The following is a 25,243-nucleotide window of genomic DNA, read 5'->3' as shown; positions in this document are numbered from 1 at the left end:
CTCCTGTCGCAGGCTTTGTGGTTCGAGAATCCTTGCCGCCGTCACCTGAATTCTTTTCTTCAGGAGGCTTCGCAAGCTGGAGCCGCGTCTGACGTCCCTGTCCGCCTCCGACCCGGATTCTGGCGCTGAGGCCGGCATATGCACAAAGCCCGTAACGAACATTCGTTTCCGCTTGACATATATCAAAAACGAATGAGACGATGTCAATCATACGGATTACGCATGTAGGAGAAACATGGAAACCCGGGACCTTCAGACCTTCCTTGCGGTTGCTGCCAGCGGCAGTATCACCAGGGCGGCTGACATGCTCGGGCGTTCCCAGCCTGCGGTGACGCGCACCATTCAGGAGCTCGAGGCCGAACTTGGCTTCGAATTGCTGCATCGGATCGGTCGACGGGTGCAGTTGTCTGAAGAAGGAGTCGCGTTCGAGGAGGAAGCACGACGCCTGCTGATGTCCTTCACCGAACTCGCAGCGCGGGCCAAGATGATCGCCGCCGGCAGAGGGCGAATCCTGCAGATCGTCACCACCTCCGCGATCGGCACCGGCTTGATCCCTACGGCCTTGGCTGAACTCCAAGGTGCCGAGCTTCCGCACGAGACGCATCTCGGGCAGTTCCTTCCCTCGACCGTCGCTCAGGAAGTGCGCAGCGGACGTGCCGAGGTCGGGTTTTCAAGCCTGCCGCTCGATACGCCCGGTCTGGATGTCCTGCGGCTCTATTCGGCGCCTGATGTTGCTGCCGTGCGGGAGGATGATCCGCTGGCCGAACTAGATGTCATACCGCTTTCCGCTTTTGCCGGCCGCCGCGTCGCCACGTTGCTCAACCCGCTGCGTTTCCAGTTGCATGTCTCCAAGGCGTTGGCGGCCAGGGGCATCGACACCGGGCCAGTAATCCGCACGAATACCGCCTATGGCGCGTTGCAGATCGTACGCCGGACTGGTGTTGCGGCTGTCATCGATCCCCTCACCGCCTATGGCGTGGGCTTGCCTGGGGTCGTCATCCGCCCGATCGACGTAACCGTCCTCTTTTATTGGGGTGTTGTGGCTGCCGAAAAACGCCCCCTTCGTCCAGTCGCGCAGGCGTTGGTGGATGCGGTCGAGGCGGTGGCTGAACGGTCGATCGTTGGCTTCAAGAAACTCGATCCGACCCTGGCCGGCCAATTGGTGACCGATCCTGCCTCCGGCACGAATCACGGAACGGGAATATGAAGCACACCCCCAGTTCGCTCCCCCCGAGAGGTCTTGCCGCGCTCGAAGCACAACTTGCTCAGGATCTCGATGTTCTCGAACTACCCGCCAAGCCATGGGTCCCCGCGCGTTCGCGCGATGGGGTGCCGGTCCGTGACGTCGTGGTGATCGGCGCCGGCATGTGCGGACTTGCTGCCACCGCAAAGCTGGTGCTGACGGGGATAACCAATGTCGTCGCCTATGACGCGGCTCCGGCCGGCTTCGAAGGGCCATGGATAACGTTTGCCCGCATGCAAACGCTCCGGTCGCCGAAAACGCTGCACGGTCCGTCGCTCGGCCTGCCGCAGCTGACATTCCGCGCCTGGTTCACGGCACAATGGGGCGTCGAGGCATGGCGGTCGCTGGACAAAATCCCCAAGGGCCAGTGGATGGACTACCTGGTCTGGTATCGGAACGTTCTTGGTCTGCCGGTGCGCAACAGCGTGCGCATGACAGGCGTTGCAGCCGTTGGCGATCTGATTGCGATCGATGTCGAGGGCGCGGAAACCGGCCGGGTTCTCACCCGTCGTCTCGTTCTAGCCACCGGTCGGTCCGGTCTCGGCGGTTTTGCCGTGCCCGATTTCCTCAGGGGCATCGATCGCTCCTATTGGGCCCATTCTGCCGACGATATCGATTTCGATGCACTGAAGGGCAAGCGTGTGGCGGTTATCGGCGCCGGTGCCTCTTCGATGGACAATGCCGCGACGGCGCTCGAGGCGGGCGCCGGTTCAGTCGACATGTTGATCCGGCGCAAGGAAATGCCGCACATCAACAAGCTGACCGGAATCGGCAGCCAGGGTGTCATCCTCGGCATGTATCATTTGCCTGACGCCTGGAAGTGGAGATTCTTCGACTACACCGCCTCGACCCAGACGCCGCCGCCGCGTTCATCGACGCTTCGCGTGTCTCGTCATGCGAATGCCCGCTTCTTTCTCGACTGCGGCGTGGTCGCGGTAAAGGAAGATGCCGGAGGCCTTCTGGTCGAAACCACGCAAGGACCGATGCGCTACGATTTCATGATCGCTGCGACCGGCTTTTCAAATGACTTCAGTGGTCGCCCGGAATTCGCTGCCCTCGCCCCACACATTCGCACCTGGTCGGATGGTCGATATACGCCGGACATGGGGCCGCCGCGCGCAGGCATGTTGGAGGCACCGGATCTCGGCCCCGCCTTCGAATTCCGCGAGCGCGTCCCCGGTTCCTGCCCGATGCTGGCGCATGTCCACTGCTTCAACGACGCCGCCATGCTGACCCATGGTAAGGTCTCCGGCGATATCCCGGCCGTCAGCGCCGGTGCCGACCGTCTGGTCCGCGGCATTGCCGCGTCGCTGTTCGCCGAAGACGTCGAAACCCACTTCGCCAATCTGATCGCCTATGACACCCCGGAACTTCTGGGCGACGAATGGGTCGATTCAACACCCTTGTTGCATAAGGAGGCCGCACTGTGATCGACGCAATGGACAAGGCTGCAGGTCTTTCACCGGACGATGCCCTTTTCGCTGCACGGCGGTTTCGGCCCGAATTTGTGCGAGGGGCCGAGGAATGTCGCCTCTCCGTCCTGCAGCCGGCAAACGATCAGGGGCTGGCACCGAATTTGCGGGTCGCTCTGGCCCGTCGCATGGCAGCTCTGAACGCCGATCCCGTCCTGATGGCCGAATATGATGTACAACTGGCTCAGCTTGGTCCCACGGAGCAGCTTCTGTCCTTGGCCTGGGGGGAAAGGGGTTTGAATGAACCCCTGGCGACCATCGCCCGACATGTTGACCTGATCACCCTGACGCCGAAAAAGGCGGAGGCGAGCCACATTGCCCTGCTCGCCCAAGCCGGATTGGACAACCCCCAGATTGTTGCACTCTCCGAATTGATTGCCTTCATCAACTTCCAGACCCGGGTCGCGACCGGCTTGCGATTGATGAGGCGGGCATGATTTCCTCGGTGCGCCTGAAGCCGCTGAATTGGCATCCCTATATCGCACCGGTCGAGCTATCGGAGGCAACGCCGGAACAGCTCGAAGCAATGAAGGTTACGCCGTCGGCCAAGAAAGTTTCGGAATATGTGCGCACCCTTGTGCATGATCCCGAGAGCTATCTTGCCCGCACGGTGTTGTTCAACGCGATCATGTACGTCGAGGGCGGGCTTGCCCGTCCCGACCGCGAGCTTGGCGCACTGGGTGCCTCGATCGTCAATGGCTGCAAATTCTGTGCCGTCGTTCACGCCCGCCGGCATGCAGAGCTGACCAAGAGCGATGAAGTGGTCACGGCGCTGTATCTCGACAAACCTGAAAAGCTTGGGTCGCGCGATGCGGCAGTCTACAACTTTGCCCGCCGCCTGTCGGCGGCGCCGTCGGAAGCGACGGCAGACGACGTCGCCTCGCTGCGATCAGTCGGCATGAATGATGCCGAGATCATCGACCTCGTCCACGCCATAGCGATCTTCGGCTGGGCAAACCGGCTGATGCACGTCCTGGGCCATGCGGAGAGCGGGTGATGACGTTGCATCCGGTCAAGCCAGTCCGTCCCACACTTTCCGAAGGGCCAACCAGCAATGCTTGAACTCAAAGATATAAAGCTGTCTTACGGAAGCACGCAGGTCCTGAACGGCGTCAATCTCTCGGTAAAGCGGGGTGACGTGGTGTCGATCATCGGCCCCAGTGGCACCGGCAAGACCACGCTGCTGAAATGCATCAACTACCTGGCCAAGCCGTCGTCAGGAACCATCGCGTTCGATCAGATTCGGATGGACTACCAGCGTTCCGACAAGGCCGCTGTCCAGGCGATCCGGTTGAGGACGGCGATGGTCTTTCAGCAGTTCAACGTCTTCAAGAACATGACGGTCCTCCAGAACGTGATGGATCCGCTCGTTGTGGTGCAGCGCAAATCCAGGGAAGAGGCGCGGGAAATCGCGCTCAGAGAGCTCGATCGGGTCGGTCTCTCGTCGAAGCGAGACAGCTATCCATCCCAGCTCTCGGGCGGCCAGCTCCAGCGCACCGGCATCGCACGCGCGCTGGCGGTGCGTCCTGACGTCATCCTCTTCGATGAGCCTACGTCATCGCTGGACCCTGAACTTGTCGGTGAAGTTTTGAAGGTGATCAAGGATGTCACGTCGTCAGGGATCACGTCGCTGCTTGTGACCCACGAGATGCAATTCGCAAAGAACATCTCGAACCGGATCGTCTTTATGGACCGTGGCGTGGTTGCCGCCGACGGCAGTCCGGCTGAAATCTTCGACGCGCCTTCCAGTCCACGACTGGCTCAATTCCTGCAGTCAGAACTCGCTTTTCAATAGCTCAACAAGTAGGGAACCCAAGAAATGTCTGCAATCACATCCGGTTTTTCCCGCCGCTATGTCCTGGCCGTCGCTGGTGGCATCGCAATTACCCTCGCAACCGCTGGGATCAGCTATGGTCAGGCCGTCCGGACGGTCAAGATCGCGACGTCTGCCGAATCCAAGCCGCTGGCCTGGGGCGCGATCGGCGTCGAACCGCAAGGCTATGAGCCCGATCTTCTGAGGGCGATCAATGCGAAGCTGCCGCAGTACAAGTTCGAAATGGAAGGTGTCTCTGACATCGCCCAGGAAACCGGCCTTGCCACCGGGAAGTACGACATCGCCGTAGGTGGCTACTACAAGTCGCCCGAGCGAGAGAAGCAATTCATCATTCCAGAGAACCCGATGGGCGCCAGTCTGATGAAAATCTACAGCAAGAAAGACAGCGGCATAAAGGAAATGAAGGACCTGGTCGGCAAGAGGATCGTTCCGACCACGGCAGGTGGCGGAACCTACAAGTTCATCATGAACTGGCAGAAAGAGAATCCGCAATATAAGCTCGACGTCACGGCATCGAGCGCCGGGATCCCCTACCCGAACCGCCTGGATGAAGTTCAGAACGGCAAGTTCGACGCATTGGTTCTACCGTCTAACCTCGGTGAGCAGGCGGTCATCGACAACAAGAAGCTCGATATCGTCGCATCCGATCCGGTCTACAGCAACAACACGTACATGCTGATTCACCGGTCAGCGGAAAACAAGATCCTGGCCGAGGACGTCAACAAGGTGCTCAAGGAACTGAAGGACGACGGCACGATCGACAAGCTCTCGCAGAAGTGGTTCGGCGAGGACATCGTGAAATACATGAAGTAACAAGGCGTCCTCAGCTGCATCTGGATAGCCGGCGTTGAGGCAGAACTGCAAGAAGGAGTGTTCCAAGTGGACGTTTCTGCTATGATTCCCGAGTTGCTCTCGGCGTTGCCGCTGACGCTGGCCATCACTTTTACGGCCCTCATTGCTGGGTTCTGCCTAGCTCTCCTTGCGACAACACTCCGGGTCCGCAGGGTGCCAGTGATCAGTCACCTGGCGGATCTCTACGTATCCTATGCCCGGAGTGTTCCCGTCGTCCTCCAATTGTTCGTTGCGTTTTACGGGCTTCCCTTGCTGGTAATCCTGTTCGGCTCCGAAGATTTTTTCTCGCCGACGATCGCTGCGATGGTGGCATTGAGCTTTTATCACGGCGGCTACCTGTCAGAAGTCCTGCGACCTGCATATCTGGCCGTCGATCGCGGCCAGCATGATGCGGCAGACAGTCTTGGATATACCTTTCGCCAGAAAATCACGCGCGTCATCGGGCCACAAGCAGTGCACTTCGCATTGCCGGGCTACGGGAACTCCGTCATCTACCTGATCCATAACGTTGCGCTGGTGATGTACATCGGGGCGGCGGATGTCATGGCGACCGCGCATTTGATCATGGAGCGCGACTATAATCAGTACCAGTTCGAAACCTATCTCGTGCTGGCGGTCATCTATTCGGTGATGTGCCTGATCGCATGGCTCATCGTCCGCTTCTTCGAGCTTCGTTCCCCGATGCAGGCACCGGAGGCTACGACATCTGCTCAGATCAAGAACACACTGATCGCGAGCGTGTGACCTAACAAGGGTATTTGACCATGTTTGAGACCGATATCCTGCTCCAGGACTCGCGGGAAATTCTGGGCGCCGTACCCGTAACGCTTGCAATGGCCCTCACGATCTTCGTGCTCTCGACGATGGTCGGCAGCCTGTTTGCGCTTGTGGAATATAGACGGATTCCCGCACTGCGAGAGCTCGTCATGGCCTACAAGGTCGTCTTCAAGGGCGTTCCGATGGTGATCGTGATCTTCCTCGCCTATTTCGGTCTTCCCCCCGCGCTTCAGTTTCTGTTTTCATTGGTTGGCATAGACTTCAACGCCCACCAAACGCCCAATTGGGTTATCCTTGTCATTGCGGTGACCGGCTGTGTCGCCGCGTTCCAGGCCGAGATTATCAAGGGAGCCCTCAACGCCTTTGACACCGGTCAGGCAGACGCAGCCTATTCGCTTGGCTATACAAGGGGGCAACTGTTTCGACGGGTGCTATTTCCCCAGGTCGCCCTGACAGCAATTCCCGATCTGACAACCTCGATGATGGTTATCATGAAGGCGCTTTCACTCGGATTCGCCATCGAAGTTGTCGATATCTTCGCGCAGTCACAGCTGACCGCCGCGTTGAATTTCTACTATCTCGAAGCCTTCGTAATTGCCGTCGTGATCTACATGGTGATTGCCTATCTCGTCACACAGATCGCCGACAGGCTGGAGCAAGCGCTTAGGGTACGGACGTGAGGATGTAGAATAGAATCTTCTAGCAAGATCGGCTTGTCTTCCGCGGAAGCATCCTGGTAGTCGGCGCCGCAATCGATGCGCGCCTCGAGCCGTGCGGCGTCAAGTTCCGCGAACCGTCACGGCGACCGACCTTATCTGGTGCAGAATCGAGGGATAGAGCCGAGACAATTTGAGGCCTCTCGTTAAGAATGCGATAACCAATTGGTAACGGTGCCTGCCTAGCTTCGTGATCCGATGGCCGGATCGCCCGGCCACATTTTACACGGAGCGGCGACGGGCGGGCGAATGTATCTGGTATTGGAGAAGCTTGTCGCCTTGCCGGCGTCATTGTTGAAATTCGCCTTGAGGATCTCGGTCGTCATCGTGTTTTGCGCCGCCTCTGCTTCCGCCGTGCAGGCCAATTCCAGATTTTCAGCCATTGTCATCGATGCCAAGACCGGCAAGACCCTCTACAGGGATCATGCGGACGTTCCGCGCTATCCAGCATCTCTCACCAAGATGATGACGCTCTACCTCATCTTCGACGCCCTCGAGAGCGGCAGGATCTCGAAAGGCACGGCAATACCGGTATCGGCCAATGCTGCCAACGAGGCGCCCTCCAAGCTCGGACTGAAGCAGGGTCAAACGATCACCGTCGAACAGGTCATATTGGCCCTGGTAACGAAGTCCGCCAACGATGCCGCGACGGCCATTGGCGAGTTCCTCGGCGGGTCGGAGGCCGGCTTCGCACGTCTCATGACGCAAAAAGCACGACAGTTAGGAATGACCTCCACCACGTTCAGAAACGCCAACGGACTGCCCGACACAGCCCAGAAGACCACGGCGCGCGACATGGCACGCCTTGGCCTGGCGCTCAGGGATCATCACCCTGGCTATTATTCCTACTTCAACACCCGATCCTTCAAATACAAAGGTCGGCGCTTCGGCAATCACAACCATCTGCTCGGCCGGGTGAAGGGCGTGGATGGGATCAAAACGGGATACACGAATGCCTCGGGCTTCAACCTGGTTTCTTCCGTCGAGGCGCAGGGCCGCAGCATCGTCGCGGTGGTGATGGGCGGACATACGGTCAGGAGCCGAGATGCACGCATGAAGCGTCTCATCAGCCGCTATCTGGCTAAGGCTTCCAACGGTCCGGACCGGTTCAGGATCGATCGTGGCGGAGAAAGCGCATTGGTCGCCTCCGCGGTTTCGAACGCATCGGTGCCCACTCCGACGTGGAAGCCGGCTCAGGTGGCCGATTCCCGAGCCGCTATCGCCGCCGAGGCGATGGGCGATGTGCCCAGGGAGCAGGCCCTGTCTGCCGATGCCATCGATCCGATCAGCACCGCTTCCACCCAAGAAGGTCAATGGATCATCCAGATTGGATCGATGCCAAGCAAGGCCGCAGCTCGTGAAATCCTTTCACTCGCGGCTCGCAAAGCGCCAAAACTGCTTTCGAACACTTCTGCTTTTACAGAGGCCTTCGAAAAAGATGGCGATGTGTACTACCGCGCCCGATATGCCGGCTTCGATAACAAGTCGGAAGCGTGGCGCGCTTGCGGGCGACTGGCGCTCAAAAAAATCGATTGCTACGCGCTCACTCGGTAGGTGGGATCGAACGCCCATGCGCACGCTGCAACTCGCCTCTCCCGACGTTGTCTCACCAGGACCACGCGGCAATATCGAAAGATGTCCTCGAGCCCTCTTCAATCCTTCGCATGGGGCTTCGCTGTGAGACGCCGCGGTTGTGCGCCTCGGAGCAACGTCGTCTCGTCGACTTATCAAGACACCGGTTGCGGCTTTTTCGTCACGGGTAGCGTCCTTCGTTGTTGCCTCATCGCTGCACTATGTGTTGCAACTGTCACAAAGGCCGGCCCTCAAGCTGCTGTCAACGGGATTGCCTTGCCCCGCTTCGCGTCGTTGAAGAGTTCTCCTGTGAATATGCGGGTCGGACCGGGCACCCAATATGACGTCGAATGGGTTTATGTCCGGCCCAGGATTCCGCTTGAAATCTACCAGGAATATGGAAATTGGCGGCGCGTGCGAGATTGGCAGGGAACATCCGGCTGGGTCTTCGGTCCGCTTCTTTCGGGGCGAAGGACCGCTGTAACCGCCCCATGGAGCAAGGACAAGATCGCGCTGCGCGGGAAGCCTTCGGTTTCCAGCCTCGTCACCGCATGGCTGGCGCCGGAAGTAATTGTCGAACTGGTGCGCTGCGACGGCCAATGGTGCAGGGTCGCGGTCAATTCGCTGGCAGGCTTCGTCAGGCAAACCCGCCTTTGGGGCATCTATCCTAACGATATACTCTAACAGCAGCACTCGTCGGAAGGCTGCTGCTGGTCGGCCGGTGATCGCATCTCGCGTCGCCTTCAGCCAAATCAAACCTCGCGAGAAAAACGCCGAGTTGAAGGCGTTCCGCACAACTATGGCTGACATCTGGCCGCCGACAGAGCCCCTCCCACCTGTCGCGAGCCTTCGCGACGGCCTGCCCGACTATTCCGGCGGCCGTCGGACAATGGACTTCCTCAAGTCAGCCATCGCCCAACACCACCTCCGCGGGCAGTTTCCAAACGTCATTCGGCAGCTTCGACCGATCTCGATGCCGGCACGATCCGCGCGGCACAATATTTGAACTCGGGGATCTTGCCGTAAGGATCGAGCATAGGATTGGTAAGCATGTTGGCCGGGCTCTCGTTAAAGCAGAACGGCATGAACACCATGCCATCGGCGACCTCTCGATCGGCCCGCAGAATGGCTTCGACAATGCCGCGCCGCGTCTCCACGTTGATCACGTCTCCCTGCGCCAGCCCGCGGCGCTTGATCTCGTAGGGATTCATCGCGGCAATGCCGTAGGGCTCGATCGCGTTGAGCACCCCGGCGCGGCGCGTCATGGCGCCCGTGTGCCAGTGCTCCAGCAAGCGACCAGTGGTTAGCACCAGAGGATATTCGTCGTCGGGCACCTCGTCGGGAGGCAGGAGGTCGGCGGGCACGATGCGCCCGCGGCCATCCGCGGTCGGAAACCCGGTGGTGAAGACGATCTCGTTGCCAGGAACATCAGGACCATCGGCAGGATAGACGACGGACTCCTCGCGTTCGATGCGCTCCCAGGAAATGTGCTTCAGCGACGGCATTACTTGCGCCATTTCGCCGAAGACGTCCGAAACGTGCCTGTAGTTCCAGTCCAGCCCCATGCGTCTGGCAAGCTCGATGATGAGATCGAGATCCTGCCGCGCCTCGCCCGGCAGGTTGACGGCCGGCCGGCCGATCTGCACCTGCCGATTGGTATTGGTGTAAGTGCCGAGCTTCTCAGCATGCGCGGAGGCAGGGAGCACCACGTCGGCATGCCACGCTGTTTCGGTCAGGAAGATGTCCTGAACAACCAGATGCTCTAGCTTGGCGAGTGCGGCGCGCGCATGGCTCTGGTCCGGATCGGACATGGCCGGGTTCTCGCCCATGATGTACATGCCCCGGATCTCGCCGTCATGGATCGCGTCGACGATCTCGACGACGGTCAAGCCGCGTTTGGGGTCGAGCGTCTGGCCCCAGAAATTCTCGTACTGGCCGCGGATATCGGCATTCTCCACCGATTTGTAGTCGGGGAAATACATCGGGATGAGGCCCGCGTCCGAGGCGCCCTGGACATTGTTCTGGCCGCGCAGCGGATGCAGGCCTGTGCCGGCGCGCCCGACATGCCCCGTGATCAGCGCCAGCGCGATCAGGCAGCGCGAATTGTCCGTGCCGTGGGTGTGCTGCGAAATGCCCATGCCCCAAAAAATCATCGAGCGCTCCGCCTTGGCATAGGTGCGCGCCACCTCGCGCAGTACACCGGCCTCGATGCCGCAGACGGGAGCCATCGCCTCGGGCGAAAAATCCTTCACCTTGGCCTTCAATGCCTCGAAGCCGGAGACATTGGCCTGGATGTACTGCTCGTCATAGAGCCTCTCTTCTATGATGACGTGCAGCAGCGCGTTGAGCATCGCCACGTCGCTGCCCGGCTTGAAGCGCAGCGCATAGCTGGCGTGGCGCATCAGTTCCTGGCCGCGCGGATCCATCACGATCAGCTTGGTGCCGCGCTTTGCCGCTTGCTTGAAATAGGTGGCGGCCACTGGATGGTTTGTCGCCGGCCGCGCCCCGATGATGATCACGCATTCGGCCTTCATGGCGTCCATGAAAGGCGCCGAGACCGCGCCAGAGCCAACGCCCTCCATCAGAGCGGCCACGGAAGAGGCGTGGCAGAGCCGGGTGCAGTGGTCGATATTGTTGGTGCCGAAACCCTGCCGGACGAATTTCTGGAAGAGATAGGCCTCCTCATTCGACCCCTTTGCCGAGCCGAAGCCAGCCAGCGCCTTGCCACCATGCTGGTCGCGGATGCGTTTCAGCCCGCTGGCAGCGCGCTCCAGCGCCTCTTCCCAACTGGCCTCGCGGAACACTGTCAGCGGGTCGACACTGCGCAGATCAATGTCGCCGGCCTTCGGCGCGTCGTCGCGACGGATCAGCGGCTTCGTCAGCCGTTCGGGCGACATCACATAGTCGAAGCCAAAGCGCCCCTTGACGCAGAGCCGGTTCTCGTTCGCCGGACCGTTACGGCCGTCAACCTGGACGATTTTATTGTCCTTGACAGCGACCTGCGTCTGGCAGCCAACGCCGCAAAACGGGCAAACCGTATCGACGACCTTGTCGAACGCCTGGACGACACGCGTCTTGCCGGTCTCGTCCATCAGCGATTTCTCGTAAAGCGCACCAGTCGGGCAAGCCTGGACGCATTCGCCACAGGTGACGCAGGTCGACAGGCCCATCGGATCGTGCATATCGAAGACAGGAATCGAGTGATTGCCGCGCTCGGCCATGCCGATCACGTCGTTGACCTGCACCTCGCGGCAGGCGCGCACGCAAGCGCCGCAGGTGATGCAGGCGTCGAGATTGACGGCAATGGCCGGATTGGTGATGTCGAATTCTGGCGCTAGCCCCTCCTCGGTGAACTTGGAACGGTATCGGCTGCCCGAAATCCCCATCGAACCGGCCCATTGCCAGAATGCCGACTGGTTGTCTGGACCGTCGCTCGCCGGTCGCATGTTGCTTGCGAGGAGCTCGAATACCATCTCGCGCGATTTGCGGGCGCGTTCGGTATCGGTTTTCACGACCATGCCGGCGGAAGGCTGGCGAACGCAGGAGGCAGCCAGCACGCGCTCGCCTTCGATGTCGACCATGCAGGCGCGGCAATTGCCGTCGGGACGATAGCCCGGCATGTCGACATGGCACAGGTGCGGAATCTTTGTTCCCTGGCGCTTGGCGACATCCCAGATAGTCTCGCCAGGGGCGGCGCTCACGGTTTGCCCATTGAGGGTGAATACCACGCTCTCGGCCATCAGAGGTCACTCCGGAAATGCGTCAGCAGATGGTTGATCGGATTGGGCGCCGCCTGGCCCAGGCCGCAGATCGACGAATCGCGCATCACGGCTTCGAGGTCGCGAATCTTATCTTCCGGCATCGGGCCCTGCTCCTGCAAGATAGCCACCAACTTTTCGGTTCCCTCGCGACAAGGCGTGCACTTCCCGCAGCTCTCATGTTTGAAGAATTTCATGAGGTTGAGCGTGACCTGCTTTATATTGTCGGCCCGCGAGAACACGACTATAGCATGGGAGCCGACGAAGGCGCCCTGCTTGGCCAGATCGCCGCCGAAATCGAGCGGAATGTCCCCCAGTGCTGCTGGCAGGATGCCGCCTGAGGCGCCACCCGGCAAATAGGCCTTGAACTCATGACCGTCCGCCATACCGCCGCAATAGTCGTCGATCAATTCGCGTACCGTGACGCCGGCCGGCGCCAGCTTGACGCCGGGATTTTTCACCCGGCCGGATACGGACCATGAGCGGATGCCGGGGTGGCCGGGCCTGCCCTGCGCAGCGAACCATTGCGCGCCCTTTTCGACGATGTCGCGGATCCACCAGAGCGTCTCGACATTATGGTTGAGGGTCGGCCGTCCAAACAGGCCGACCTCGGCGATGTAGGGGGGGCGGTGGCGCGGCATGCCGCGCTTGCCCTCGATGCTTTCCAGCATCGCACTCTCCTCGCCGCAGATATACGCGCCAGCGCCGCGGCGGAGCTCGATGAAGCCCGGCTTGACGATGCCGGTGGCCTCGAGCGCGGCGATCTCCTGACGAAGAATGGCGAGCACCGCAGGGTATTCGTCACGCATGTAAAGATAGATCCGTTCCGCCTCGACGGCGTGCGCCGCGATCAATGCACCCTCAAAGGCACGGTGCGGATCTCGCTCGAGATAGATGCGGTCCTTGAAGGTGCCGGGCTCACCCTCGTCGCCATTGATCGACATCAGACGCGGGCCCGGATAGGAGCGCACGAACTGCCACTTCTTGCCAGCGGGAAAACCCGCACCGCCCAGACCCCTCAAGCCCGCATCGCCCACGGTGGCGATGAGCTCGTCCGTGGTCAGCGCCCCAATCCGTACCCGCTGCAAAAGCTGGTAGCCGCCCGCCTGCCGATACGCCTCCAGCCCGACATAATCGGGCACGTTCACACCGGTCTCCGCTGCCGCGGCCATGCGCCCCAGGCCCTCGGCGGTTGCCTGGTCGACCTCGCGATCACCGATACGCGCGGCAGGCGCGCCAGCGCAACGGCCCATGCAGGGCGCGCGCATGACCCTGATCGCCGCTGGATCGGCGCCCGCTTGCAATTCAGCCAGGAGCGTGTCGGCGCCCGCCAGCATGCAACTCACTGAATCGCACACGCGGATTGTCAACGGCGCAGGCGGCGTCTCGCCTTCCTTCACAACGTCGAAATGGTCGTAGAAGGTCGCCACCTCGTAGACCTCGGCCTGCGACAAGCGCATGTCTTGCGCCAGCGCCCGCAAATGCCGCGCCGACAGGCAGCCATATCGGTCCTGGATCAGATGAAGGAATTCGATCAGCAAGTCGCGCCGTCGCTGGCGCGCGCCCAGGAGCGCCTGGACCTCGGCGAGCGCGGCGTCATCCAGCGGCCTGCCCTTTGGTCCGCGATCACGCGGCCGTCGTTCCTGGATCGTCATGTGCTCACCTCCCCGAGTGAAACGCCCTTACCTCTTAACGATACCCCGCGGACCAGGATGTCGACTATGAGGCACGACATGTCCCCTGCACGACCAGCGCAAGCATTGCCTCGCAAATCTTGGGGCCGCCGCCGACGGGGTGCAACTCGTCACATCGTCGCGGGCTGCGTCTTTTCGATCATGAACACGACGCGATCGCCGTCGCGTTCCGTCGCTTCAAGTCGCTCGCCCATCTCGTTGAGCAGATTGGGGATATCGATGACCGCCAGCGGGTCCGTGCAGTGAACCTCGAGCCGCTCGCCTGGCTTCAAGGCTTTCAGCGCCTTACGAGTCTTCAGTGCTGGCAAAGGGCACTTAAGCCCGGTCAGATCCAACTTCGTCGTGGTTACCATGGTCGGCATGATGCCCGACGGGACCTGGCCGCGTCAATCGAGCCTGGGTTGCGGCTCTCGTTTCGAGGACGCGATCCGACGGCGCTCACATAAGACTGGAATAGGGGAGGAACTGGACCGTGTGACCTGGCTCGACACGGACTATCTCCTCTCCCAACTCGACGAGACCGTCGGTCGCGACCAGGGATGACAACAGTCCTGCGCCTTCCCTGGGAAACTTCGTCGCTTCGTAGCATCCATCCTCGGCCGCGCGTACGCTTGCTCGCACATACTCCCGCCGTCCCTGCTTTTTGCTATAGGAAAAGGCGGCCCGCATAGCGATCGGGGTCGGCGGTGGCTGGAGGGCCCCCGCAAGGGCGAGGATTGCCGGGCGGGCAATATGCGCGAAGGTGACGAAGCTCGCCACCGGATTGCCAGGAAGTCCGATCAGCGGGGTTCCATCGATCACCCCCATGGCGACCGGCCGGCCAGGCTTGATCGCGACGCGCCAGAACACCAGGGTTCCGGCACTCTCGACGGCGGCCTTCACGCAATCTGCCTCGCCCGTCGACACACCGCCCGAAGTCAGGATCAGGTCATGGCTCAATGCCGCTTCGCTCAGCTTTTCAGCGATCAGTCTGCTGTCATCCACGAGGATACCGAGATCGGTGATGTCGCAGCAGAGTCGAGCGAGCATCGCCGTCAGCATGAAACGGTTGGAGTCGAAAAGCTGCGCCGGTCCGCGCATGTCTCCCGGCGCGACGATTTCGTCCCCGGTCGAGAACACTGCGACGCGTATCCTGCGCCTTACCTGGAGTTCGGTGAACCCCAATGCGGCGGCGAGCGCGATATCTTGCGGCCGCATCCGGTGGCCCGCCGGGAGGACGGCCTCGCCCAATGCGACATCTTCACCCGCAGGGCGTACATTGGCACCCTTTTTCAGGCCGGGCGGGAGAAGGATCCTGCCGGAGCCGTCGATGCTCACGTCTTCCTGCATGAACACCGTGTCGACCCCGTCGGGCATTGGAGCGCCAGTGAAGATGCGTACCGTCTGGCCCGGCGGCACAGGTTCATTCGCCGCCATGCCGGCCTGAACCCTCCCGGCAACGGCGAATGCCGTCTCGACGGTCTGCGGCAGATCTGCCCCTCGCACGGCGTAGCCGTCGACCGCGGAATTCGTGAAGGGCGGCAGCGGCAGCGATGCCACCATCTTTTTTGCCAGGACGCGCCCATCCGCCAGCAAGAGCGGGACCGTCTCGACCTCCTGTACGGCGCTGAGTTTCGAGGCGATCAGCGCGGCAGTCTCGTCGATGGGCCGCATCTGTCCGCCGAAAGCGAAGCAGTCATCCGAGATTTGCGCCATTTATATTCCCACTCTACGAGCGTGTCGGCTTCTTCGTAATCGCATCAATCCGGCTTTTTTTAATCAGCTTCGGTTGAACAGCCTGTAAGATACGGCAAGCTAGCGCAGGCGCGAGCCAGAATACGACGTCAGGAGACTGCCATGCCTTTGATGCTACGCCAACCGGAACACGCTATCATCACACCCGATCCGCAAGACCAACGGCTGACGGAGCTGGTTGCGGGCATCGACCATACAGGCGCGGCGGTAGAGGTCCGCGTACCGATCGAACGTGCCCTGACGCTCTATCTCAACGCTCAGGAGATCGTCACGATGATGACGGTCAACGACTATCCTGAATATCTTGCGCTCGGCTATCTGCTGAACCAGAACATGCTTCTGCCCACCGATGTGGTGACGGACGTCGAGTATGACGAGGACCTCCAGGTCGTGGTCGTTCGCACCGAGCGCAACACCGACTACGAGCAGAAGCTCAGAAAGCGAACGCAGACTTCGGGTTGCGCCCAAGGCACTGCCTTTGGCGACGTGCTGGAGGCGATCGAGGACATCACGCTCCCGCCCGCTGAGCTTCGCACCTCCTGGCTCTACGAGCTGACGCACAAAATCAACACCACGCCGTCGCTCTATCTGGAGGCAGGCGCGATCCATGGCTGCGTCCTTTGCAGGAAGGGCACGCCAATCTGCTATATGGAAGACGTCGGCCGCCATAACGCTGTCGACAAGATCGCCGGCTGGATGTACCGCCACGCCATCGATCCGGGGGACAAGATCATGTACACGACCGGGCGGCTGACCTCCGAGATGACGATCAAGACGGTTCGGATGGGCATTCCCATCCTGGTTTCGCGTTCCGGCTTCACCGCCTGGGGTGTGGCGCTGGCCCGCCAAGTGGGGCTGACGCTGGTCGGCCGGGCGCGCGGCAAGCGCTTCACCGCACTTTCGGGCCAGGAGCGGATCGTCTTCGACCAGGATATCGCTTCGGTCGATGAGGAAGCGCCGCGCCACCGCCGCAAGGGTGCCGAGCATGACGACTGAGCGGCCCATGACGCTGGGCGTCGTGCTCGCCGGCGGTCTGGGTCGGCGCATGGGCGGCGGGGACAAGCCGACGCGCGTGATCGGCGGACGCACGATGCTCGAGCATGTCATCGAACGGCTAGGACCTCAATGCGACGGGCTCGTGCTTAATGCCAATGGCGACCCCGTTCGCTTTGCCCGTTTTGGCCTGCCAGTCGTTGCCGACACGATCGAGGATTATCCTGGGCCGCTCGCCGGCATGCTCGCCGCGCTCGATTGGACGGCGGACAACAGGCCCGACGTCGAGTGGGTGGTCAGCGCCGCCGGTGATTGTCCTTTCCTGCCGCGCGACCTCGTTGCACGCCTCCAGCGGGCGCGCATGACCGAGGGGGCGGATTTGGCGGTGGCGGCGTCCGGCGGTCAGGCGCATCCGGTCATCGGGCTCTGGAAAGTCGCCCTGCGGGACGAATTGCGGCATGCGTTGACCAACGAGGGCCTGCGCAAGATCGACCGGTGGACCAGTCGCTACGGCCTTGCCACCGTATCCTGGCCGGTAGAGCCGGTGGACCCGTTCTTCAACGCCAACACAGTCGATGACCTCGCCGAAGCCGAGCGGCTGGCCGCGTTGCTTGCCGCTAACCCGGCCGGCTGAACCCCGCGCGCTCCAGCGCCGAATGCACCTCGTCGGCCTGGAGGACTTCGAGGAACGCGTGCACCGCGGGCCGATCCTTTCGCGCGCAAACCAGCGCGAAGTCGTAGTGCTCTTCGGTCAACGGGATAAGACCGAGCCCGGCCGCACGCGCGACCGGCGCGATGGTGACGCCCCAGTCAGCGCGCTTCTGCGCTACCGCCGCGGCCACGGCATTGTGTGTGCGCGGCTGGTTCCAGTAGCCGTCCGGGCGTTCCGCGCCGAGGAGTTGGTCGATCAGGATACGCGTTCCCGAGCCTTGGTTGCGGTTGACCATCATGCAATCGGGGTCGGCGAGCGCGGCACGGACCGCGTCCTCCGCGCCGAGGCCCTCGAAGCGCTCGTCCCCTCGGCGGAACACCAAACCTTGCATGCGCCGCCAGCCTGGCACGAGTTCGAGACCGTCACCGAGGAAGGGCGCGTTGTAGTTCCGCGTCTTCGGGTCGAAGAGATGGATGGGAGCGAGATCGCACTCGCCGCGCTTGGCCGCCGCAAGACCGCCCAGGCTTCCCACAGACAGCGAGCGCACCGAAATCCCGCGACGCGAAAGTTCGCCAACGACCAGATCGAGGCCGACACAATGACTGCCGATGACGACGAGGTCGGGAACGCGGACCCGCGGCGTGAACAGCGTCACCGCTACGTCGGCACCGGCAGGCACGTGATCGGCCAGGGCCTCGATGCGGATGAAGCCATCCGCCTGGGTAAAGGATGTTATCGCTCCCGAGCCCTTACCAGTCGGATAGGCCGTCAATCCTCCCTGCCCTTGCACAAGGGAGACCATCGCGAATTCGGTCCGTCCGAGTTCTGAAGGAACCCGCAACGGAAGGCTTACGGTGATCTGAGCATCGACGCGCGGCGGCAGCCCCGCCATGCGCCGCAGGGCGGGTACCACCATGTCATGGAAGGTGAACATGGCCGAGGTCGGAAATCCCGGCAGGACGATGACCGGCTTGCCCCCGCACACCGCCAGGCAAAGCGGCTTTCCGGGCTTCAGCGCCACGCCGTGGGCGATGATGCCGGGTTTGCCCAGTCGGCCGATAATGCGATGCGTGACATCCCCTGCCCCTTTGGACGTGCCGCCCGACAGGATCATTACGTCGTGGGCGGCGAGCGCCTCGCGCATAGCCGTCTCAAGCGTTGCCTCGTCGTCCGGGAAGGCGCCGAGAAAATGCGCTTCGCCGCCATTTTCAGTGACAGCCGCAGCGATGATCGGCCCGTTGGCATCATAGATGCCGGCCGCCCGCAGCGGCTCGCCTGGCTGAACGAGTTCATCGCCAGTGGAGAGCACAGCCACGCTTGGCCTGCGCGCCACGGCCACTTGTGCGATTCCGCACGCGGCGAGCATGCCGATTTCGCGCGAGCCGATTTGCGTTCCGGTGCGCAGCACGACCTCTCCTCGCGCCATGTCGGATCCTGCATTGGAGACAAACTGGCCGGGCGAGATGCCGCGCCCCACCTCGATGGCACTCAACCCCACCGGATGCGTATGCTCCACCATGACGATGGCGTCCGCGCCACGCGGCAGCGGCCCGCCGGTTGCGATGGGCGTGGCGGTTCCGGTCAGAACGGGGAGTTGCGGAACGGTGCCGCAGGCAATCGCTTCCGCATTCAGCTCAAGCCGAACGGGACGGATTTCAGAGGCGGCAGCCAGATCGGCCGCACGTACCGCGAAGCCATCGACATTGGAGCGGTCGAAGGGCGGCACGTCGACCGGTGCCGCCACGTCCTCGGCAAGAACCAGCCCGAGCGCGTCGGCCAGCGTCCGCGTCTCGGTCGGCAACGGGCGGGGAAACAGCGCTGCCTCGAAGCGAGCCAGCGCAGCTTCGCGCGACAATATCGTCAGGAACTGCTCCTGCCCGCTGTTCTGCCGGGCCGATGATGGAGAATTCGTCATAGCGGCTCAATCGATCAAAAGTTGCGGAGCGGAAAGGCGGAGACGGGCGTACCGGCGGCATACCCTTCGCTATCGCCCGGGACCGCAAGCCAGGCGTCGGCAAGCCGCATGGCGTCCAGCGAAAAGTCGCCGACGGCGAGCGGCGTCCACATCTCCCGTTCCTTCCCGAGCAGAACGAGCTCGTAAAGTCCGACCGCGGATGAGATTTTCCGCGAGAGCGGCAAAATGATGCCGGACCGTTCAGATCTGCCCGACAGGCGGTCCAGGACTGGCTGGACAAGCGCAAGGAACCCGGCGAAGGCTTGGTGCGGCGATCCGGCCAATGCGACCACCGGTGTCTTGCCGAGCCGGCCTATTGCCGTTGTCCCTCCGGGCCGTAAGGCAATGCCGTGCCCAATCAACACCCCGCGCCGCGCCAGAGCCTCGGCGGTCACGTCGGCGTGGCCGTCACCAGTACCGCCGATCAGGAGCAGAAAATCGCAGGCCTCGCCATCAAGAGCGACAATGATCGATGCCGCGTCGCGCTCTACGGTCTCTATACCGACGATCGAAACGCCCGAGGCACTCAGGCTCTCGACCACGAGCCGCATGGAGAATGTCTCGTGGCTGTCGGCAGCGACATCGATCACGCGCACGCGCGGGCTCCGTATGGCAAGCTGGCTCAGCCCCACTTTGCGGGCGACCAGCAGGTCGGCGACGCCGATCGCCTTTCCCTCAAGCATTGGCGGGCGGGCCGCCGCCAAATCCTCGCCCGCCCGGCGCACACCATGACCGGGCACGGCTTCAGCTGCTGCTTGGATCATCGGTCCACTGCAATCGACGAGGCCGGCCTGCAGCACACAGTCGCGATCTTCAGGCATGGCCTCACCCGTCTCGACCCAGATCGGCGCGACCGGCAAAACTAAGGGCGAATAGGCTGATGCCCCCACGAGGTCGAGGGCGCGACACGCCCAGCCGTCAATGGCAGCGATATCTCGCACAGGCTGAGCCGGCACGACAGGCGGCATCCCGGCAGCGACATAGCCCAAGGCTTGTTCAAGCGGCACCAAGCGGGGGGTGACGGGCATTACACCATCGAGCAGCGCGTCGAGCGCCGCTTCCAGGAGAGTCAGCGGGCCCGTCGAAGAAAACGTTCTCGTCATGGCGCGATATTGAAGCAGACGCGAGCCTGTTTGCAACCAGCTTCAGGAACGCCCGCGCTGCGCGTTCGGGAAGAAGAGCTGCTGGCCGTCGATCTTGTACTCTCCGATCGCCTTCTGGCCTTCCGGAGAAATCAGCCAATCGATGAAGCGCTGGCCGGCCTCCACTTTGACGCTTGGATGCTTGTGAGGATTCACCAGCATCACGCCGTACTGATTGAACAGCCGCTTGTCACCCTCGACGGCGATGTCCAACTCGCCACGATTCTTGAACGACAGCCAGGTGCCACGATCGGAAAGCGTATAGGCGTTCATGGCTGCCGCGGCGTTGAGCGCCGCCCCCATGCCCTGCCCGATCTCCTTGTACCACGGGCCCCTGGCCGCCTCGATGTCGATGCCGGCCGTCTTCCACAGACCCAATTCGGCCGAATGGGTGCCGGACCTGTCACCACGCGACACGAAGGCCGCCTTCTTGGCTTTGATGGCGATCAGCGCGGCTGCGATGTCCTTGGTCCCGCTGACGCCCGCCGGGTCGCTCTTGGGGCCAACGAGGACGAAGTCGTTGTACATCACGTCGAAGCGCTTCACCCCGAAGCCTTCCTCGATGAACTTCTCCTCCTGCGCCTTGGCATGGACGAAGACCACGTCGGCATCGCCACGCCGACCGGTGTCGAGCGCCTGACCGGTGCCCTGAGCGACAATCTTCACGCCGATGCCGGTTTTCTTCTCGAACAGCGGCAGGATGTGATCGAACAGGCCGGAATCCTGGGTCGAGGTCGTCGACGCCACGACGATCGACTGGTCCTGGGCAGGCGCGCCGCCTGCTAGCATCAGAAGCACCACAAGCGCAGAGAATATTCGGCGGGTCAGCATCTCAATCTCGGTCCAGTTGATCAAAGCACGAGCTCGCCGCGCACGAAGGCAGCGGCTTGCGGGGTCGCGGGGCGGTCAAGGAAGTCGTCGGCGTCGGCATGCTCGCAAACGCGCCCCCGGAGCAGAAAGACGACGTCTGCCGCGATCCTGCGCACTTGGCCGAGATGGTGCGACGCCATGATGATCTTCGTGCCCGATTGGGCAGCCGTGATGATGATCTGCTCGACAAAACGCGTCGCCGCCGGATCGAGGCTGGCTGTCGGCTCGTCGAGCAGCAGGATTTCGGGCTGGCGCGCCAGGGCCCGGGCGAGGGCCAGCCGCTGCTGCTCGCCACCGGAGAGATGCCGTGCCGGACGTGCCGCGAGATCGAGAAGACCGACGCGCTCGAGCAGTTCCTCCACGCGCGGGGCCCGGAGCCGACGCGGACAGCCGGCTTGAGCCAGTGCATAGGCGACATTCGCGGCCGTCGAGCGGCGCAGCATCACCGGCTTCTGGAACAGGATTGCACGCCGTGTCGGCGGGGAAAACGTTCGTCCCCCCCAAGTCAGGGTTCCAGCAGAAGGTGCAACAAGCCCCATGCAGAGCCGCAGCAGGGAGGTTTTGCCCGACCCGTTCGGGCCGACGACCAGAGTCGGCGCGCGCGGCCCGATTGTCAGGTTCACCCGGTCCAGGATGGTCGTCGCACCGGCGACCAGCGACACGTCATCGAAGACAAGTGGAAGATCGCTCTGAGCAGCCCGCATCCCTAGCCAGCCCGTTGCTCGGACCAAACTCGCACGCCCCAGGCGGCGGCGTTGATCAGCAAGATGAGGAAAATCAGCATCAGGCCGAGCCCCATGGCGAGCGGCAGATTTCCCTTCGAGGTTTCAAGTGCGATTGCCGTCGTCATGGTGCGGGTGAAGCCATCAATGTTGCCGCCGACGATCATCACGGTGCCGACCTCGGCCGCCGCCCTGCCGAAACCCGCGAGCAGAGCCGTGACGAGGCTGAAGCGGCCGTCCCACAAAAGCGTGGCGACCAGGCTCGCCGGCCCGACCTGCATCGCAGTCAGTTCCTCACGGTACTCGCGCCACAGATCCTCGACCGTCTGGCGAGTCAGCGCGGCAATGATGGGCAGCACCAATAGCGCCTGTGCGATGACCATGGCGGCGGGTGTGAACAAGAGGCCGAATTCACCCAGCGGCCCGGATCGCGATAGCAGCAGATAGACCGTCAGCCCGACCACCACCGGCGGCAGGCCCATGAAACCGTTCAGCAGCACGACGATCGCCGAACGACCGGGAAAGCGCGCCAGCGCGATAATTGCGCCCAGCGGAAGGCCGGCGATCATGGCGATCGCGACAGCCGAAAGGCTCACGGCGAGCGACAGGCGCACGATGGCAAACAGCGTGGCGTCGCCGCTCGCGATCAGTTGCCATGCGCTTAGCCCTTCCGACATTGCTCCTCGCAGTCCTGTCCCGTGTCAATGTCCTGCAACTCCTCCGTCACTGTCAAATCCTTGAACCTGAACAGGAATATGCATATCAATGCAGGATGGATTTGCTGACGACGTCCGAAGCCGCCGACTATCTGCGCATTGGTGAGCGCAAGCTTTATGAGCTGATTGCGGAGGAGCGTGTCCCGTGCAGCAAGGTGGCGGGCAAGTGGCTGTTTCCACGGCATGAACTCGACCGCTGGGTCATGTCGGGGTTGGTCCGGCCCGCAGGAATGACCCAATCCGAGCCGCCGCCGATCGTCGGTGGCAGCCAGGACGACCTGCTCGAATGGGCTCTCCGCCAGTCAGGCTCCGGCCTGGCCTTTCTGACGGAAGGCACGGAAGCCGGCGTGACACGCCTGCTACGCGGCGAGGTGTCCGTCGCCGCGATCCATTTCCACTGCCACGACCCGGACCCGAATGTCGCCGCGATTGCGACCAGGCCGCGGCTTTATGATGCGGTGCTGGTCGGATTCGCCCGCCGCGAGCAAGGCCTGCTGCTCGCGCCAGGCAATCCAAAATCGCTCAACAACCTGACCGACGTACTTGCGACCGGCGCACGCATCGCGGTTCGTCAACGCGGCGCAGGCGCGGACATGCTGCTCACGCAATTGCTGGCGGACTCCGGCGCGAAACAGGACGACGTCAACCGATTGGAGCCGCCCTGCCTGACCGGACCCGATCTCGCGGCTGCCGTGCGCATTGGTAGGGCCGATTGCGGAATTGCCACGCGCGCGGCCGCCCGCGCCGCTGGCCTCGATTTCGTTCCATTGGCCTGGGAAAGCTTCGATCTCCTGATGCGGCAGCGGACCTACTTCCAGCAACCGATCCAGGCGCTCCTGCGTTTGCTAGGGCAGGAAATCTTCGCCAGCCGCGCCGCCGAGCTTGGCGGATACGATCCATCGCCGGCCGGGCAGATACGGTTCTTCAAATAGCAGCCGACCCCGATCAAGCCGCAGCTCTCATCCAAGATCGATCTCGCCCTCGACGACATGGCGCAAGCCTGCCGGCTCCGAGGTGATGACGGCCCTCACGGTCAGTCGGCCCTGTCCTTTCAGGCCCTTCTCCGCCACGGCTTTCTCGATTGCCTGCTGCGAAGTCACGCCGACCTGCTTCAGGAACTTGCGCATGGAGACGTTGAAGGGATCGGTTTCCATATTCTGGGTCATATGATTGCCTCGAACGGTGTGGACGATATGGCCGGCCCGGCAAGCTTGGTGCCCGCAACGGCGGCGCTGCGCTAACGGAGCACGGAATGGCCCGGGGTGCAACGAGGACGACGCCCGCACTATGTCTGACGCGGTCCGTTCCTCTGTGGCGTAACAACGCGTGGTGCCGAGATCCCTGGTCATGCCGGAGCGCCGCGGGCGATTGCCGTGACGGCCGATGGGTAAACGGCGATCACCGGTGGTTTCGCAGCAAGTGGCAACTGATGAAGGGCATGATGGGATAGGCCGTTTTTCGCCCGTCAGCGCGCCCTAAGCAATCCTGGTGCCACTACGAGCATCGAACAGATGCACCTTGGATACCATGATCTCCAACCCAACCTCTTGATCAAGTTTGAAGGGCGGCTGATCCCGTACCTCGGCCACGAGGTCGACTCCACCTGCACTTAATGTAAGCTCCTGGGCCTCACCGGTCGGCTCGACCACTTGCACCCTCGCCTGAGAGTGGTCGCCACCAACCGAAATGTGCTGCGGACGAATCCCATAAACTACCCCATCCTTGTCGCCCATCCGAGCATCCGCCGGCAAGGGTAAGCGCAAGCCCTGATCGGCGACGAATGCGCCGTTGTCGATGCGGCCCTCGATCAGGTTCATTTCCGGCGAGCCGATAAAGCTTGCGACGAACAGATTGACTGGGTTCTCGTAGAGCTCGGAGGGGCGGCCGATCTGTTCGATCCGGCCTTTGTTCAACACCACGATGCGGTCGGCGAGCGTCATCGCCTCGGTCTGGTCATGCGTGACATAGATGCTTGTTCGGCCGAGCCGTTGGTGAAGCTTCTTGATTTCGGCGCGCATCTTGACACGCAACTTGGCATCGAGGTTGCTGAGCGGCTCATCAAACAGGAAAGCGGCTGGATCGCGTACGATGGCGCGGCCCATGGCGACACGTTGGCGCTGGCCGCCGGACAATTGCCGCGGCATGCGGCCAAGCAGATCCTGCAGGCCAAGGATTTCGGCCGCCGCCTTGACCCTCGAGACAATCTCTTCCCTAGGGACCTTCGCCAGTCGAAGCGCGAAGCAACGACAATGGTGGCCCCGGAGGGTCAACGTTTTCTAGAGGAAGTCAACAAATTAGCGGAGGGTTCGGCAACCCGTTTCCTTCATATTCTCTGGTATGATCTGGCGAACCTAAAGAACCGGGGGAGCACTAGTTTTTACTACGCGTGGTATCTCTGTCTTGTCCCGCAAAGGGGTCGATGCATGTTGACCCAGGGCATGAGCCCGACTGGTTAGGAGGCCAATAGCGGACGCGCGACTCCGAAGATATAAAAACCATAGGCCAACGTTATCCTGCGGTCCAACTCGAGGCGTAACACCCA

At 62.2% G+C, this 25,243-nt stretch carries 24 protein-coding genes; 13 read left to right on the top strand and 11 right to left on the bottom strand.

Going from position 1 to position 25,243, the window contains the following annotated elements; all coding sequences use genetic code 11:
• The first annotated feature begins 235 nt into the window (after window positions 1-235).
• From FJ953_RS00805 to FJ953_RS30730, 10 genes are all read left to right on the top strand, one after another.
• A complete protein-coding gene (locus FJ953_RS00805) occupies window positions 236-1,207 on the top strand; it encodes a LysR family transcriptional regulator (protein WP_140552093.1) in 972 nt (323 codons plus the stop codon).
• On the top strand, window positions 1,204-2,673 hold the full coding sequence (locus tag FJ953_RS00800; protein ID WP_140622767.1) for an NAD(P)/FAD-dependent oxidoreductase: 1,470 nt from the start codon (window positions 1,204-1,206) through the stop codon (window positions 2,671-2,673). The genes FJ953_RS00805 and FJ953_RS00800 overlap by 4 nt, the downstream gene beginning before the upstream one ends.
• Window positions 2,670-3,152, top strand: a complete 483-nt coding sequence (locus tag FJ953_RS00795) for a hypothetical protein (protein WP_140622765.1) — start codon at window positions 2,670-2,672, stop codon at window positions 3,150-3,152. Before FJ953_RS00800 ends, FJ953_RS00795 begins: the two co-directional genes overlap by 4 nt.
• Entirely contained in the window at window positions 3,149-3,712 is a 564-nt protein-coding gene (locus FJ953_RS00790) for a peroxidase-related enzyme (protein ID WP_140622763.1), read from the top strand. The genes FJ953_RS00795 and FJ953_RS00790 overlap by 4 nt, the downstream gene beginning before the upstream one ends.
• Window positions 3,713-3,769: 57 nt before the next feature.
• Window positions 3,770-4,510 (top strand): amino acid ABC transporter ATP-binding protein, encoded by a 741-nt coding sequence (locus FJ953_RS00785; protein WP_140622761.1) that lies wholly within the window; start codon window positions 3,770-3,772, stop codon window positions 4,508-4,510.
• A 24-nt stretch (window positions 4,511-4,534) separates the two neighbouring features.
• On the top strand, window positions 4,535-5,362 hold the full coding sequence (locus FJ953_RS00780) for a transporter substrate-binding domain-containing protein (RefSeq protein WP_140517391.1): 828 nt from the start codon (window positions 4,535-4,537) through the stop codon (window positions 5,360-5,362).
• A 66-nt stretch (window positions 5,363-5,428) separates the two neighbouring features.
• A complete protein-coding gene (locus FJ953_RS00775; RefSeq protein WP_140499340.1) occupies window positions 5,429-6,145 on the top strand; it encodes an amino acid ABC transporter permease in 717 nt (238 codons plus the stop codon).
• A gap of 20 nt (window positions 6,146-6,165) precedes the next feature.
• On the top strand, window positions 6,166-6,858 hold the full coding sequence (locus FJ953_RS00770) for an amino acid ABC transporter permease (protein ID WP_140622759.1): 693 nt from the start codon (window positions 6,166-6,168) through the stop codon (window positions 6,856-6,858).
• A gap of 285 nt (window positions 6,859-7,143) precedes the next feature.
• The gene (locus tag FJ953_RS00765; protein WP_140622757.1) at window positions 7,144-8,448 is read left to right on the top strand and encodes a D-alanyl-D-alanine carboxypeptidase family protein; all 1,305 of its coding nucleotides are present in this window, start codon (window positions 7,144-7,146) and stop codon (window positions 8,446-8,448) included.
• A 327-nt stretch (window positions 8,449-8,775) separates the two neighbouring features.
• Window positions 8,776-9,150 (top strand): SH3 domain-containing protein, encoded by a 375-nt coding sequence (locus FJ953_RS30730; RefSeq protein ID WP_281405101.1) that lies wholly within the window; start codon window positions 8,776-8,778, stop codon window positions 9,148-9,150.
• A 263-nt stretch (window positions 9,151-9,413) separates the two neighbouring features.
• Here the strand turns inward: FJ953_RS30730 and fdhF are convergent, their stop codons facing one another.
• The 4 genes from fdhF to glp form a co-directional block, all read right to left on the bottom strand.
• Window positions 9,414-12,206, bottom strand: a complete 2,793-nt coding sequence (gene fdhF, locus FJ953_RS00755) for a formate dehydrogenase subunit alpha (RefSeq protein ID WP_140622755.1) — start codon at window positions 12,204-12,206, stop codon at window positions 9,414-9,416.
• Window positions 12,206-13,879, bottom strand: coding sequence for an NAD(P)H-dependent oxidoreductase subunit E (locus tag FJ953_RS00750; RefSeq protein WP_140622753.1), 1,674 nt, complete (start codon window positions 13,877-13,879; stop codon window positions 12,206-12,208). Before FJ953_RS00750 ends, fdhF begins: the two co-directional genes overlap by 1 nt.
• A gap of 149 nt (window positions 13,880-14,028) precedes the next feature.
• Window positions 14,029-14,271 (bottom strand): sulfurtransferase TusA family protein, encoded by a 243-nt coding sequence (locus tag FJ953_RS00745; protein ID WP_140623465.1) that lies wholly within the window; start codon window positions 14,269-14,271, stop codon window positions 14,029-14,031.
• 85 nt (window positions 14,272-14,356) lie between these two features.
• The gene (glp, locus tag FJ953_RS00740) at window positions 14,357-15,613 is read right to left on the bottom strand and encodes a gephyrin-like molybdotransferase Glp (protein ID WP_140622751.1); all 1,257 of its coding nucleotides are present in this window, start codon (window positions 15,611-15,613) and stop codon (window positions 14,357-14,359) included.
• Between the two features lie 150 nt (window positions 15,614-15,763).
• On the opposite strand from glp, the gene FJ953_RS00735 reads away from it, so the two are divergent.
• Window positions 15,764-16,648, top strand: a complete 885-nt coding sequence (locus tag FJ953_RS00735; RefSeq protein ID WP_140556454.1) for a formate dehydrogenase accessory sulfurtransferase FdhD — start codon at window positions 15,764-15,766, stop codon at window positions 16,646-16,648.
• On the top strand, window positions 16,638-17,279 hold the full coding sequence (gene mobA / locus FJ953_RS00730; RefSeq protein WP_181168609.1) for a molybdenum cofactor guanylyltransferase MobA: 642 nt from the start codon (window positions 16,638-16,640) through the stop codon (window positions 17,277-17,279). The genes FJ953_RS00735 and mobA overlap by 11 nt, the downstream gene beginning before the upstream one ends.
• Here mobA and FJ953_RS00725 read toward each other — a convergent pair.
• From FJ953_RS00725 to FJ953_RS00705, 5 genes are all read right to left on the bottom strand, one after another.
• The gene (locus FJ953_RS00725) at window positions 17,263-19,212 is read right to left on the bottom strand and encodes a molybdopterin biosynthesis protein (RefSeq protein ID WP_140556227.1); all 1,950 of its coding nucleotides are present in this window, start codon (window positions 19,210-19,212) and stop codon (window positions 17,263-17,265) included. The two genes, mobA and FJ953_RS00725, sit on opposite strands and share 17 nt — an antisense overlap.
• Before the next feature lie 14 nt (window positions 19,213-19,226).
• Window positions 19,227-20,390, bottom strand: a complete 1,164-nt coding sequence (locus FJ953_RS00720) for a molybdopterin-binding protein (RefSeq protein ID WP_348641798.1) — start codon at window positions 20,388-20,390, stop codon at window positions 19,227-19,229.
• Window positions 20,391-20,396: 6 nt separating this feature from the next.
• On the bottom strand, window positions 20,397-21,182 hold the full coding sequence (locus tag FJ953_RS00715; RefSeq protein ID WP_224519050.1) for an extracellular solute-binding protein: 786 nt from the start codon (window positions 21,180-21,182) through the stop codon (window positions 20,397-20,399).
• A 62-nt stretch (window positions 21,183-21,244) separates the two neighbouring features.
• Window positions 21,245-21,967 (bottom strand): ATP-binding cassette domain-containing protein, encoded by a 723-nt coding sequence (locus FJ953_RS00710; protein WP_140517407.1) that lies wholly within the window; start codon window positions 21,965-21,967, stop codon window positions 21,245-21,247.
• Between the two features lie 2 nt (window positions 21,968-21,969).
• A complete protein-coding gene (locus tag FJ953_RS00705; RefSeq protein WP_140556225.1) occupies window positions 21,970-22,662 on the bottom strand; it encodes an ABC transporter permease in 693 nt (230 codons plus the stop codon).
• Window positions 22,663-22,757: 95 nt separating this feature from the next.
• Between FJ953_RS00705 and FJ953_RS00700 the strand changes: the two genes are divergently transcribed.
• Window positions 22,758-23,633, top strand: a complete 876-nt coding sequence (locus FJ953_RS00700; protein ID WP_140556223.1) for a helix-turn-helix transcriptional regulator — start codon at window positions 22,758-22,760, stop codon at window positions 23,631-23,633.
• 27 nt (window positions 23,634-23,660) lie between these two features.
• On the opposite strand, the gene FJ953_RS00695 is transcribed toward FJ953_RS00700, so the two are convergent.
• Entirely contained in the window at window positions 23,661-23,867 is a 207-nt protein-coding gene (locus tag FJ953_RS00695; RefSeq protein ID WP_140499366.1) for a DUF6494 family protein, read from the bottom strand.
• Between the two features lie 309 nt (window positions 23,868-24,176).
• A complete protein-coding gene (locus FJ953_RS00690; RefSeq protein WP_281405100.1) occupies window positions 24,177-24,971 on the bottom strand; it encodes an ATP-binding cassette domain-containing protein in 795 nt (264 codons plus the stop codon).
• Window positions 24,972-25,243: the final 272 nt, after the last annotated feature.

It is taken from the genome of Mesorhizobium sp. B2-3-6, from assembly GCF_006442305.1.
Classification (GTDB): Bacteria; Pseudomonadota; Alphaproteobacteria; order Rhizobiales; family Rhizobiaceae; genus Mesorhizobium.
Note: the sequence above shows the minus strand (reverse complement) of the source record. Positions and strands in the feature narration are given on the sequence as shown.

What these genes read in the sequence shown, in the direction of transcription:
- FJ953_RS00805 (WP_140552093.1), top strand. Translation starts at nt 236, where the DNA reads ATGGAAACCCGGGACCTTCAGACCTTCCTTGCGGTTGCTGCCAGCGGC.
- FJ953_RS00800 (WP_140622767.1), top strand. Translation starts at nt 1,204, where the DNA reads ATGAAGCACACCCCCAGTTCGCTCCCCCCGAGAGGTCTTGCCGCGCTC.
- FJ953_RS00790 (WP_140622763.1), top strand. Translation starts at nt 3,149, where the DNA reads ATGATTTCCTCGGTGCGCCTGAAGCCGCTGAATTGGCATCCCTATATC.
- FJ953_RS00785 (WP_140622761.1), top strand. Translation starts at nt 3,770, where the DNA reads ATGCTTGAACTCAAAGATATAAAGCTGTCTTACGGAAGCACGCAGGTC.
- FJ953_RS00780 (WP_140517391.1), top strand. Translation starts at nt 4,535, where the DNA reads ATGTCTGCAATCACATCCGGTTTTTCCCGCCGCTATGTCCTGGCCGTC.
- FJ953_RS00770 (WP_140622759.1), top strand. Translation starts at nt 6,166, where the DNA reads ATGTTTGAGACCGATATCCTGCTCCAGGACTCGCGGGAAATTCTGGGC.
- FJ953_RS00765 (WP_140622757.1), top strand. Translation starts at nt 7,144, where the DNA reads ATGTATCTGGTATTGGAGAAGCTTGTCGCCTTGCCGGCGTCATTGTTG.
- fdhF (WP_140622755.1), bottom strand. Translation starts at nt 12,206, where the DNA reads ATGGCCGAGAGCGTGGTATTCACCCTCAATGGGCAAACCGTGAGCGCC.
- FJ953_RS00750 (WP_140622753.1), bottom strand. Translation starts at nt 13,879, where the DNA reads ATGACGATCCAGGAACGACGGCCGCGTGATCGCGGACCAAAGGGCAGG.
- FJ953_RS00745 (WP_140623465.1), bottom strand. Translation starts at nt 14,271, where the DNA reads ATGGTAACCACGACGAAGTTGGATCTGACCGGGCTTAAGTGCCCTTTG.
- glp (WP_140622751.1), bottom strand. Translation starts at nt 15,613, where the DNA reads ATGGCGCAAATCTCGGATGACTGCTTCGCTTTCGGCGGACAGATGCGG.
- FJ953_RS00735 (WP_140556454.1), top strand. Translation starts at nt 15,764, where the DNA reads ATGCTACGCCAACCGGAACACGCTATCATCACACCCGATCCGCAAGAC.
- mobA (WP_181168609.1), top strand. Translation starts at nt 16,638, where the DNA reads ATGACGACTGAGCGGCCCATGACGCTGGGCGTCGTGCTCGCCGGCGGT.
- FJ953_RS00725 (WP_140556227.1), bottom strand. Translation starts at nt 19,212, where the DNA reads ATGACGAATTCTCCATCATCGGCCCGGCAGAACAGCGGGCAGGAGCAG.
- FJ953_RS00715 (WP_224519050.1), bottom strand. Translation starts at nt 21,182, where the DNA reads ATGCTAGCAGGCGGCGCGCCTGCCCAGGACCAGTCGATCGTCGTGGCG.
- FJ953_RS00710 (WP_140517407.1), bottom strand. Translation starts at nt 21,967, where the DNA reads ATGCGGGCTGCTCAGAGCGATCTTCCACTTGTCTTCGATGACGTGTCG.
- FJ953_RS00705 (WP_140556225.1), bottom strand. Translation starts at nt 22,662, where the DNA reads ATGTCGGAAGGGCTAAGCGCATGGCAACTGATCGCGAGCGGCGACGCC.
- FJ953_RS00700 (WP_140556223.1), top strand. Translation starts at nt 22,758, where the DNA reads ATGGATTTGCTGACGACGTCCGAAGCCGCCGACTATCTGCGCATTGGT.
- FJ953_RS00695 (WP_140499366.1), bottom strand. Translation starts at nt 23,867, where the DNA reads ATGACCCAGAATATGGAAACCGATCCCTTCAACGTCTCCATGCGCAAG.